Source organism: uncultured Dokdonia sp., assembly GCF_947492815.1.
Taxonomy (GTDB): domain Bacteria; phylum Bacteroidota; class Bacteroidia; order Flavobacteriales; family Flavobacteriaceae; genus Dokdonia.
This window is the reverse complement of the sequence record NZ_CANLOB010000048.1, coordinates 1-14,013: the sequence shown is the minus strand read 5'-3', so window position 1 is coordinate 14,013 and position 14,013 is coordinate 1. Positions and strand designations below refer to the sequence as shown.

General features: G+C 36.9%; 3 protein-coding genes. All 3 read right to left on the bottom strand.

What is annotated here, in order from left to right:
* Positions 1-1,130 precede the first annotated feature (1,130 nt).
* The 3 genes from Q1A01_RS23185 to Q1A01_RS23175 are packed head-to-tail and all read right to left on the bottom strand — an operon-like array spanning position 1,131 to position 13,884.
* Positions 1,131-3,095: an OmpA family protein gene (locus Q1A01_RS23185; RefSeq protein ID WP_299685828.1), complete on the bottom strand. Its 1,965-nt coding sequence runs from the start codon at positions 3,093-3,095 to the stop codon at positions 1,131-1,133.
* A 14-nt stretch (positions 3,096-3,109) separates the two neighbouring features.
* Positions 3,110-4,030, bottom strand: coding sequence for a type IX secretion system membrane protein PorP/SprF (locus tag Q1A01_RS23180; RefSeq protein ID WP_299685825.1), 921 nt, complete (start codon positions 4,028-4,030; stop codon positions 3,110-3,112).
* 35 nt (positions 4,031-4,065) lie between these two features.
* The gene (locus tag Q1A01_RS23175) at positions 4,066-13,884 is read right to left on the bottom strand and encodes a gliding motility-associated C-terminal domain-containing protein (protein ID WP_299685823.1); all 9,819 of its coding nucleotides are present in this window, start codon (positions 13,882-13,884) and stop codon (positions 4,066-4,068) included.
* Between the last annotated feature and the right edge of the window lie 129 nt (positions 13,885-14,013).

The following is a 14,013-nucleotide window of genomic DNA, read 5'->3' as shown; positions in this document are numbered from 1 at the left end:
GCGTTTGACAATTCCTGTGTTTACTGATGTTTTCATTACACTAAAGTTTTAGTGTATCGATATTTCAGGACGAGACAGGGGTAAAACAAAAAAAGCCTTGATAAATATCAAGGCTTTTTTTGTTTTAATCGCTCGAATCTTTTGTGTTTACTATGGATGAGCGAAACGAGTTCGTCCAGAAAGGTGTTTGATGATTTTCTCTCAATATCTCTAAAATTGATTATTTATGACACTAAAATCATACTATAATATTTCTTCTGAATAAAATTCAAAATACTGTATGTCAAATGTTTTATGCTTTAATACTAGTAGATAATCTAAAGAAAGTAAACAGTTCGAGCCCAAGAAGGGAGAACAGGAAATACAATTAAATAGTTTTAAAAAAAGATCATATGGAAAACTTTAAGTTTGAAAATTACATTTCATCAAACTTTTATAACTTTTTAACGATTTAATTTAAGAATATAAATAAAAAAATAACTCATCATTAAAATATAAGAATTTCTCAATAGATTTGTAAGAAATTACTTTAAAACTTGCTTTTGTCGTGATACAAGAAAACCCTTCTAAACAAAAATCTAATAATCAAAAAAGATTTGAAAATTCCAGAAAAAGCTACTCAGACACGGATATTTTAATGGAATTATTGTACAATAGCCGTTTATCTAGAGAAGCTACTCTGCTAGCTGTCAAATATTATAAAATAATAGCATATATGTGTATAGCTATTTTTATTATCAGTTTCATATTTCTTTTATTAAGAATAAAATCTGGGTTTTGATTTTTTATATAGAATAGTAAGTAAATAAAGCACCTTAATTAAGGTATTCTATCAAAGTTGAGTAAGTGATGTTTAAAATTATTAATATTTGAAAAAGCCAGTTAATTTTTAAATATTAAATTTAAGTCTTCTTCGATTTGGTCATGAATAACTTTCATATTAACTATGGAGCTATCACCATTTATCGATTTTGATAATATATACAAGTAATTTTTTATATACTTTTCTTTATTAATGTTTTTATCTATATGATTCTTTCCGTCAATTACTATGAAATGCAATAAAGATCTTATGATATTTGTTAACTCGACCGTTTGCAAGTTTTCTATTTTTTTCTGAGGATCTAACATTACATTTTTACAATTATAAATTCGGATCTACGATTTAATTGATGCTGGGCTTCTTCACATGGTACTCCATTAGCACACGTGTTCATCAGTTTTGTTTCTCCAAAACCTTTTGCCTCTATGATACGAGATGAAGTAACTCCTTGCCTAATCAAATACTCTCTTGTGGCATTTGCTCGCCTTTGTGATAGTGCAAGATTATAACTGTCTTTAGCTCTTGAATCTGTATGTGATTCTACCCGTATATTGATATCTGGTTGTTGTAACATGAGCGTTACAATTTTATTAAGTTCTACAGCAGCATCAGGTCTAATGTAACTCTTATTAGTATCAAAGAATATAATACCAACTTTTATTTTTAGAACTCCATTATCTTCAACTATTAATTCATCTATAGTTTCTAATTCTAGAGGTATAATTGTTTCTTCTGAGATACTAGAAGTAACAAAAACCTTATTATTTAAATTATAACCTAATTTTTCTAGACGTACTTCATAACGCTCACTGCAGTCTAAATCAAAATTAAACTCGTAATCTCCGTTTATTTTACTTTGAGTTTGTGTTAGCTTTACACCATCTTTATTGTAAAGAGCAACTGTCACATCAGAAATGCGCTCTCTTGTTCTTGTATTACTAACATATCCTTTTACAGACTGCTGACAATTATCTGCTATAATATCTTCAAATTCTTCTGGTTTTATCCTTCTAAATGCATAAATATCATCATCTCCTACCCCTCCTTCTCGATTAGAGCACACAAATCCTTGTTCATTAGTGTCATTTACTATAAAACCAAAATCATCCAAATTACTATTAAGCGGTAACCCTAAATTTTGAGGTGTTGTAAAAGATGCTGCTGATATAGCGCTCTCAAAAACATCAAGTCCTCCAATTCCTAAATGCCCATCTGATGCAAAATATAATACATTCTCGGTCATAAAAGGGAACATTTCTCTACCAGAGGTATTAATTTTTGGTCCTAGATTCTTAGGCTCTGAGTATGTATTATCATCCATTATATCTACAACAAATATATCTGTGGCTCCAATACTTCCTGGCATATCGGAAACAAAGTATAATTTTTTACCATCTGTACTTAATGTAGGGTGCCCTACAGAATACGCATCACTATTAAAAGGAAGTTCCTTTATATTATCCCAATCATTATCGGTACTATCATTACGAGTAGCTGTATATAATTTAAGGTGATTTACTCCTTCTTTATCACGTTTTAAATCACCGTTGTAATTATTACGAGTAAAGTAAACACGTTTGTGATCTTTTGTAAAAGCTAGTGTCGCTTCATGATACTTTGTATTCAGCGCTTTAGAAAAAGGGCGTTCCCGTTTTACATTTGTCTCTGTAGCATTAATTTGGCCTTCATAAAAATTTAAAAAAGGTTGCTTATTCCAGTGATACCTGCGTTTTACATAATATGAAGTATCTATAGCTGAAGAATAAATAAGTTTACTGCCGTAATAGGTAGGTCCAAAATCAGAATACTCCGTATTAATATCAATGTTTTTCAGCTCAAAAGCAGGAGGTATGGCCATTACATCCGATAAAGTTTGTTCTTTTTGTGCATAATCATTGATCCGTTTATCTTCTTTATTAGACGCTTTCGCGAAAGCTTTCATCCATTTATTTGCAGATTTATAATTCCCTATTCCTCTTAATGTATGTGCAAAACGAAACAGATATTCTGGGTGTACTTCATCCCGATATTTACTAATAAGGATGTCATACCATTTATTAGCTTGTTCCATATCTGTATTAAAATAATAAGCATCTCCCGCCTTTTGAAGAACTTCTATAGAATTATCTCCTCGGTCAATGCCTTTTTCATACACTTTTGCAGCTTCTACATAGCGCATTTGACTAAAAAACCTATCAGCTTTATCGTATGATTTCTGTGCAAATGTTGAGACAGAAAGGAAAAGGAGTAGTATCGAAATGTACTTTTTCATAGTGTTTATAAAATTTAAAAGAAACGTGGAGATTTTAGTTTTCTACCATTAGAAATAAGATCAAAACGAAGTACAATTTCGTGACTTCCTGTGTTAAAACGCTGTAACTCTGTTGTCGTATAATCATAGGAATATCCTAAGAGTAATTGAGGAGTAAGCTGAAATCCAGCTAATCCACTTACAGAATCATCCCATCTATATGAAACACCTAATCTCAATTTTTCATAAAACATAAAGTTTGCTGATAAGTCTGCAATAAGAGGAGCACCAGATACAGCTTTTACCAAAAATGCAGGTTTAAATTTAATATCAGAACTTAAATCTGTTACGATTCCTCCGATAATAAATAAGTGTAATCTTTCTGCGGCAACGGTTTGTTGAATGTCATCATACGTTTGATTAGTAAGTAAGTTTGGTGTTGATATACCAATATAGTTCTTATCACTATGCCAGTAAATTCCAGCTCCTATTGTAGGAAGCACTTCGCTTACATTATTTTGAAATAAAACATCACTAGAATTTTGAGCATTTCCTCTTGTGAAGTCTATATCTAAGAAACGTCCTCCTCCTTTAATTCCAAAAGATAATCTTCTGGTTTCTGATGTTTGTATGGTATAAGAAAAGTTTAAGTCTATATATGTTTCTCTTGAAGGTCCAAGTTCATCATTTATGACCGCTAGACCAAGTCCTACACGCTCATTTAACGGAGAGTCAATCGTAAATGTTTGTGTTTTGGGAGCGCCATCAAGGCCAACCCACTGGGTTCTAATTAGGCCTAAAGCTGTTGCATGACCTCGAGATCCTGCATACGCCGCATTTACGCCTAACGTATTATATGCATATTGCGTAAACTGTGGGTCTTGTTGCGCAAAAGTTACTTGCATAGACAATACCGCTACACAGAAACCTATTAATAATTTAAGATGTATGTTCATTGTATATCTTATTTAACTATATAATACTATTTCAATTATCTATTTATGTATAACCATCCTGCACGTCCTTCGCTACCGTCGCCTAGATCTAGGATGTAATAATACGTGCCGATTGGTAATTTTTTATTTCTATCTATAGTAGCTCTTCCATTTGATGTTCCATCAAAGTCATTTTGATAATTAGCTGCTTGAAAGACTTCATTACCCCATCTATTGTAAATACGTAGTACATTATTAGGGAAATTTTGTAGACCTTCAATCACAAACGTATCATTGACGCCATCACCATTAGGCGAAATCTCGTTGAATATCTCTAGGTCTTGTGATACATCTAGAATAATAATAGTAGGATCGTCTGGTTCATTATCATTATTAAGATCTACGTTTGTACTATCTGTAGGATCATCAGAAGTATCTGAAACAATTGCTCCATCTGCTGTTAAACCACTCACCGTAGCCGTGTTTTCAACACTTCCGTTAACCACATCTTCATTAGTTAAGATATAACTAGCTGTAAATGTAGAACTATCTACCTCTCCAATAGCAAGATTAATAGGCCCTCCTTCTACATCTACCAATAAATCTAAGATGGTTACATCAAATAATGGAGTATTTCCTGTATTAGTTACCGTAAATGTATAATCTATACGATCTCCTTGATCTACAATATTATTCTGATTAGCATCTATATATTCTCCTTCTTTTTCAAGAGAAATACTCGCTACTTCAAATAAGGTTACTGTAGGGTCATCATCACTTCCAGTATCATCTGTTGGATTTGTACTATCAGAAATATCAGTAATAGGTTCTCCTGTAATATCCATACCATTAGCTACAGCAGTATTAATAATCATTCCTACTTGAATATCGTCTAATGTTAATGCATAGTTGAATATCGCGATACCACTTTCTCCTGGTTCCAAGATACTTGGTGATATCGAAAGGCCAGTTACGCCAATAGTAGTATCGTCAATTGTAATATCAGTTACGGTTACATTCCCCGTATTGGTTACTGTGAACGTGTATATAATCTCATCGCCAACATCAACCGTATTACTATTGTTAGAATCTATAAGCTCAGCATCTTTTAATAACGTAATTTCACTTTCATTATTAATGTCAAATACAACTGTATCACTTGAAGTTACATCGTTATCAAAAGGATCGTTCCCTACCGCTGTTGCCGTATTAGTAACACCTCCATTATCTATATCTTCTTGCGTAAGATTATAGGTAGCTGTAACATTTCCTGTGTCAGAAGGTGTTAATACATCAATCACACCTACGATACCGCCAAGCAATGGATCATTGATCACAATATCGGTTACAGTTACATTACCATTATTGACAACAACAAAGTTATATTGTATCTGATCGCCCAAATCTACTACTCCATTTCCATTAGTATCTAGGTATACAAATGTTTTTGTAATGACAATTTCTGGATTCTGTACTAATAGTACTTCAGTATCATTATCTGGATCTCCATCTCCATCAGAGTCAACTAACACATCATTTGTTGGATCTCCATCACCATCTGAATCAACACCACTGGTTGCAAAATCTCTATCATGAGATACATCTCTTACTTCATCACAATCATCTCCAACAGGATCAGCTTCAACGAAAGCTGTATTAAGGACACTTCCATTATCAATGTCTGCTTGTGTAATTACATAGTCTTGTGTCGTTGTCAATGACTCTCCGACTAAAATTTCTTCAAACTCACCAACAAATCCCCCAAGTAATGCATCAAAGATTTCAGCATTCAATAATGTTATATTACCTGTGTTTACAACAGTAAACTCAAAAGTGATAATATCTCCTGGCATTGGATTTGTAGCATCACCACTAAAAGAAATATCTTCTTTAAATAGTGAAATATCTGGCATACAGCTAAAGTCTATTACTGTAGGATCATCTGGATTTCCATCTCCGTTTGGATCAGTATTCGTAGTATCGTTAGGGTCATCAGAAGCATCTGTTACCGTTTCTCCATTTGGTGCTTCACCAGTAATGATTGCGGAGTTTTCAACCATTCCTGCATCAATATCTGACTGAAGTAGAGTATACACAGCTGTATAAATCCATGTCTCATCAATATCTAACACACCATCATTATTATCATCTCCAGAATCTGGACCTGGAATAATACCTCCAACTAACGGATCATTAAGTACAGGATTATTAATTGATGTAGTTCCAGTATTTGTAAGAACAAAAGTATATTCAATAGTGTCGCCAGGTTGTATTCCGTCACCTCCATCATCTAACAGCCCTGTTTTGTTCAGGTTCATACTTGCATCTTGTGGAATAATCGTATTCGTAGGATCATTATCATTTCCAGTGTTATCACCATCATTTCCTGAATCTGACTCGTCAGATACTGTACTACCCGTTGGATCTTGTCCATTTGCTTCCGCTTGATTGGTAACAATACCAGCATCAATGTCATCCTGCGTTAATACATACGTTGCAGTAAATAGTAATATATCTCCTGGATTAGCATCAAAATCATCTCCCTCTCCATCAATATCACTTCCACCACCAGTATACATCGGAGTAGGTATTGTACCTGTCCCTGTAAATAAGGTTTCTGTAATTGTAATATCAAATACATTTACATTTCCTGTATTTTCAACAGCATATGTATACGTAATTGTATTTGTAGCTACATTAAGTGTAGAACTTTTTATTAATGTTAGCATCGGTTCTCCTGTAAGCGGCGTTACAGTATCATCATCGTCAGCTCCTGTATCATCTGCTGGATTACCAGAATCAGAATCATCACTCACTGGATTACCATTTGGATCATCTCCACTAGCAACAGCCTCATTCACTACTTCTCCTGCATTAATATCGTCTTGTGTAATAAAATAGTTAGCCGTTAGTGTCTCATTTTGACCTGGAGCCAGACTACTTATTGTACCTACTAAATTTGGAGTTAAGTTACTATCTGTAACATCTATACTTGTTACCGTTACATTTCCTGTATTAGTCACTACAAACGTATATACAATAATATCTCCTGGACTCACTATACCGTCTCCATTTGAATCTACATAAGCACTTGTCTTTACAAGTTCTAATGCTGGATTCGCTGGTATTGGTAAATTCGTAGGATCATTCGTATCATCTGTATCTGAATCTGAATTTCCTGGCTGACCTTCATCATCATTTGGATTTGTACTATCTGATACATCACTCACATCATTACCATCTGGATCTGTACCGTTTGCGATGGCAGAGTTCTCAACATTTCCTGCATCTACATCATCTTGCGTAAGCGTATATGTTGCTATTACAGTACCTACTTCTGTTGGTGCAAGCGTACTTGGGTTAACAATAGCACTCATAAGCCCTATAACAGGGTCTGTAATTGTTATATTTTCAACAGTTGCACTTCCTATATTGGTCACCGTAAACGTATAGGTTACTTCATCACCTGCCCCTATGATTCCATCTCCATTCGTATCAGTTAATGCAGATACCGCTTTCGCGAAAACTATCTCAGCCATCACTGGTAATGGAGTTACTGTATCATCATCATCAGCTCCTGTGTCATCTGCAGAATTACCAGAATCAGAATCATCAAATATCATATCTCCAGAAGGATCTTCTCCCGCTATAGTTGCCGTATTTATTACTTCTCCAACATTAATATCATCTTGTGTAATCATATATGTTGCCATATATGTCCATACTTCTGTTGTATCTAAAATATCATCATTATTGATGTCACCAGATGCAGGTCCTGAGATAACACCTCCCAATAGCGGGTCATTTAGGACAACATTACTAATTGAAGTATTTCCTGTATTAGTCACTGTAAATGTATATTCAATCGTATCTCCAGCTTGGAGACCATCACCACCATCAATAAGCATACTTGTTTTTACTAATTCCATACTAGCCTCTGATGGAATCACTGTTGTAGTTGGATCATCACCTGCTCCCGTGTCATCACCAGCATTACCAGAATCAGAAGCATCCATCACACCATTCCCACTTGGATCTGTTCCATCAGCTTGCGCCTCATTAGTTACTATTCCTGCATCAATATCTTCTTGAGTAAGTGTATAACTCGCACTAAATTGTAATACATCTCCTGGATTTGCATCAAAAGCATCTCCCTCTAAATCTATATCAAAACCACCTCCTGTATATACCGGTGTAGGGGTTGTCCCTGTTCCTGTGAAGATTGTCTCTGATACTGTAATGTCAAATACCGTTACATTGCCTGTATTGGTGACTGTATAGGTATACTCAATCGTATTGGTCGAAGCGTCATATATTGAACTCTTCACTAAAGTAAGTTCTGGACTCAGTGGTAATGGTGTAACTGTATCATCATCATCTGCGCCTGTATCATCTGCAGGATTCCCAGAATCAGAATCATCACTCACTGGATTACCATTTGGATCATCGCCACTAGCAACAGCCTCATTAATAACCTCTCCAGCATTCACATCATCCTGATCAATCGTATAACTCGCCGTCAATGTAGCATTAGCCATTGGATCTAAACTCGTAATCGTACCTACCAAGTTTGGTGTCAGGTTCGTATCTGTTACATCAATGCTCGTTACCGTTACATTACCTGTATTAGTCACCACAAACGTATAAGTAATCATATCCCCAGGACTCACAACACCATCTCCATTGGTGTCCTCATATGAACTCGTCTTTACTAGCTCTAATTCAGGAGTCGCTGGTATTGGTAAATTCGTAGGATCATTCGTATCATCTGTATCTGCATCTGAGTTCCCTGGCTGACCTTCATCATCATTTGGATTCGTACTATCTGATACATCACTTACTTCATTTCCTTCTGGATCTGTTCCAGTTACAGTCGCAGAGTTCTCTACATTTCCAGTATTCACATCATCTTGGCTAAGCGTGTAGATGGCTGTAACTGTTCCTACTTCCATAGGATCTAAACTAGAAGGTGCTACTACAGCTGCATCTAAGCCTATCGTCGTATCTGTAATGGTTAGATTATCAACTGTTGTATTTCCTGTATTAGTAACTGTAAACGTATACGTCACTTCATCGCCTTCACCTAATAGTCCATCAGCATTCGTATCAGTAAGTGTAGATACAGACTTGGCTAAAATAATCTCATTCATTACAGGTAAATCTGTAGTGGTAGGATCATTATCTGCTCCTGTATCATCTGCCGAATTACCAGAATCAGAGGCATCCATCACATCATTGCCACTTGGATCTTGTCCTGTAGCTAATGCTTCATTGGTAACCATTCCTGCATTGATATCTTCTTGAGTCAATACATAACTCGCTGTAAAAGTCAATATATCCATTGGGGCTGCATCAAAGGCATCACCCTCTCCGTCTAAATCACCACCACCCATTTGATACATCGGTACTGGTGGAGTTCCTGTTCCTGTAAAATTCGTCTCGGTTACTGTAATATCATCAACAGTTACATTACCCGTGTTCTCTACTGTATAAACATAGTCGATCTGATCGCCTACATTAAGTCCTGCAGGTGCATTGTCTACAAACGTACTACTCTTAACTAATACAATCATTCCATCCGATGGAATTGTTGTATTCGTCGGATCATCACCTGCTCCCGTGTCATCACCAGCATTACCAGAATCAGAAGCATCCATCACACCATCTCCATTTGGATCTGTTCCATCAGCTTGCGCCTCATTAGTTACTATTCCTGCATCAATATCTTCTTGAGTAAGTGTATAACTCGCACTAAATTGTAATACATCTCCTGGATTTGCATCAAAAGCATCTCCCTCTAAATCTATATCACTTCCACCACCAGTATACATCGGTGTAGGGGTTGTCCCTGTTCCTGTGAAGATTGTCTCTGATACTGTAATGTCAAATACCGTTACATTGCCTGTATTGGTGACTGTATAGGTATACTCAATCGTATTGGTCGAAGCGTCATATATTGAACTCTTTACTAAAGTAAGTTCTGGACTCAGTGGTAATGGAGTTACCGTATCATCATCATCTGCGCCTGTATCATCTGCAGGATTCCCAGAATCAGAATCATCACTTACTGGATTACCATTTGGATCATCGCCACTAGCTACTGCCTCATTAATAACCTCTCCAGCATTCACATCATCCTGATCAATTGTATAACTCGCCGTCAATGTAGCATTAGCCATTGGATCTAAACTAGCAATCGTACCCACCAAGTTTGGTGTCAGGTTCGTATCTGTTACATCAATGCTCGTTACCGTTACATTACCTGTATTAGTCACCACAAACGTATAAGTAATCATATCCCCAGGACTCACAACACCATCTCCATTGGTGTCCTCATATGAACTCGTCTTTACTAACTCTAATTCAGGAGTCGCTGGTATTGGTAAATTCGTAGGATCATTCGTATCATCTGTATCTGCATCTGAGTTCCCTGGCTGACCTTCATCATCATTTGGATTCGTACTATCTGATACATCACTTACTTCATTTCCTTCTGGATCTGTTCCAGTTACAGTCGCAGAGTTCTCTACATTTCCAGTATTCACATCATCTTGGCTAAGCGTGTAGATGGCTGTAACTGTTCCTACTTCCATAGGATCTAAACTAGAAGGTGCTACCACAGCTGCATCTAAGCCTATCGTCGTATCTGTAATGGTTAGATTATCAACTGTTGTATTTCCTGTATTAGTAACTGTAAACGTATACGTCACTTCATCGCCTTCACCTAATAGTCCATCAGCATTCGTATCAGTAAGTGTAGATACAGACTTGGCTAAAATAATCTCATTCATTACAGGTAAATCTGTAGTGGTAGGATCATTATCTGCTCCTGTATCATCTGCCGAATTACCAGAATCAGAGGCATCCATCACATCATTGCCACTTGGATCTTGTCCTGTAGCTAATGCTTCATTGGTAACCATTCCTGCATTGATATCTTCTTGAGTCAATACATAACTCGCTGTAAAAGTCAATATATTCATTGGGGCTGCATCAAAGGCATCACCCTCTCCATCTAAATCACCACCACCCATTTGATACATCGGTACTGGTGGAGTTCCTGTTCCTGTAAAATTCGTCTCGGTTACTGTAATATCATCAACAGTTACATTACCCGTGTTCTCTACTGTATAAACATAGTCGATCTGATCGCCTACATTAAGTCCTGCAGGTGCATTGTCTACAAACGTACTACTCTTAACTAATACAATCATTCCATCCGATGGAATTGTTGTATTCGTCGGATCATTATCCGCTCCCGTGTCATCACCAGCATTACCAGAATCAGAAGCATCCATCACACCATCTCCATTTGGATCTGTTCCATCAGCTTGCGCCTCATTAGTTACTATTCCTGCATCAATATCTTCTTGAGTAAGTGTATAACTCGCACTAAATTGTAATACATCTCCTGGATTTGCATCAAAAGCATCTCCCTCTAAATCTATATCAAAACCACCTCCTGTATATACCGGTGTAGGGGTTGTCCCTGTTCCTGTGAAGATTGTCTCTGATACTGTAATGTCAAATACCGTTACATTGCCTGTATTGGTGACTGTATAGGTATACTCAATCGTATTGGTCGAAGCGTCATATATTGAACTCTTTACTAAAGTAAGTTCTGGACTCAGTGGTAATGGAGTTACCGTATCATCATCATCTGCGCCTGTATCATCTGCAGGATTCCCAGAATCAGAATCATCACTCACTGGATTACCATTTGGATCATCGCCACTAGCAACAGCCTCATTAATAACCTCTCCAGCATTAACATCATCTTGATCAATTGTATAACTCGCCGTCAATGTAGCATTAGCCATTGGATCTAAACTCGTAATCGTACCCACCAAGTTTGGTGTCAGGTTCGTATCTGTTACATCAATGCTCGTTACCGTTACATTACCTGTATTAGTCACCACAAACGTATAAGTAATCATATCCCCAGGACTCACAACACCATCTCCATTGGTATCCTCATATGAACTCGTCTTTACTAGCTCTAATTCAGGAGCACATGAAATAATAGTAGCAGTTGTACTATTTGAACATCCTGTCACAGGATCTATGTAGGTATACTCAATGATATGAGGACCTGCAGGTTGTACTGCTGGATCAAATAGTGTGTTTACAACGCCATCAATAGTAATTTGAGTACCCATTCCACCTGTAGTAAAATCTGGAGTTACTATTGTTGTTAAATCTAGTGCAGGTTCTCCTGTACAAATATTTACAGGCGCTGCAATAGTTGGCATTGGTAATGGATTAATCGTAAGATTCATCGTATCTGAAACCGTTGCTGTACTACACGTATCGCTTCCAGTAACTGTTTTTGTTAATTGGACAACGGAAGCACTCATATCAGCAGTTCCTAAAGTATATGTAGGTGTTTCCGCGAAAGCGTTATCAAAAACACCATCCCCACTAGTGGTCCATTCAATAGTTCCTCCTGAAGAAGTTGCAGGAGTTGTTGCTGTTGAGAGATCAAAAGAAATACCATCTGCACAAATTTCTTCATCAGATCCTGCATCTACTGTTGGTGCTGTATCTATCGTTACAGATATTGTTGCTGTATCACCTATACATCCTGCAAGACAGGTCGCCTGAACTACATAGTCAACTGTTAGTGGATTTCCAGTGGTATTGGTATAACTATCATTTGCAATAGCATTCGCAGCAAGACCAGAAGCTGGTATGGCATTACCTGAATCTGCTGTAAGTCCGGCTGGCACAGTTACACTTATTAATTCCCAACTAACCGCAGGAATACTTGTAGCTGTTGTTTCTAATTGCACTCCTATTGGACTGTCACTACATACTGTAACGTCAAGTGCGTTAGAAACTACTGGTTCTGGATTGACAGTAATCACAACATCAAATGATGTTCCTACGCAATTATCTGGAGAAAGTCCTGTTGGAATTACAGTATATGTAATAGTAACTGGATTAGGAGTTGTATTTGTGTACGTATCTGTAATATTTGCTGTACTCCCTGTAGTCCTATCTGGACCTGCAGAAACATTTCCTTGATCTGAAGAAGCAACTGTATATGTAAAAGTACTTCCAGATGAAAGGGATGCAAGATCAAAATTAATAGCTACATCACTACAAACTACATTTGTTTGATCAGAAATATCATTAGGTCCATCTGTAATGGTTAATGTAACGGGAATTCTAGTTAAACTTATACATCCGTTTCCTCCTGTTGCTTCAGCATAATATGTTACGGTTCCAACCGTATCTAAAATAGGAGAAGCAACAATATTACCTGCTACTGCACTATCAAACCAAGTGACCGTCGTATTTGCAATAGGTGTAATCGTTGTATTTGCATCCAATGTTTGTATTGGTGATTGTTCACATTCCGTAATATCACCAGAAGTAATCGGTGCTGCTGGAGCTGGTAAAATAGTAAGTGTTACTGGAGTACGCGTAGCACTTATACAACCCGTAGTTGAGTTTTCCGCTTGCGCGAAATAAGTCACCGTACCCACACTATTTAATATAATATCTGTATCTGATACAATAGCACCTCCAGTTGCTGCATCATACCATACAATAGTATCTCCATTAACTAAAGTAGCTGTTGCTGTAAGTGTTTGAATAGGGTTTTGTTCACATTCAGTTTGATCCCCTCCTGAAATTGGTGCATCAGGTTGTGCATTAATCGTTAAAGTAACTGTATCTACTGCTGGGCTCGATGCACATGCACCTGTAGCTGTTACTGTTTTAGTTAAGGTAACTACGCCTGCTGAGATGTCTAAATCACTTGGTGTATATACTGGATTCTCTGCCGTGTCATCATCAAAACTACCACTTCCACTGGTGGTCCATAGGATTGTTCCATTAGTTGATGTCCCACCTGTAACTGTGTACATCTCATCTGAACATATGCTTGCCGTAGCTGGCCCTGCATCTACCGTAGGTGCTTCTTCCACTGTGATTGTCACTGTATCTGTTGCTGGGGTACATGGCGCTGTAGCATCTGTTGTTAAGGTAAGAACATA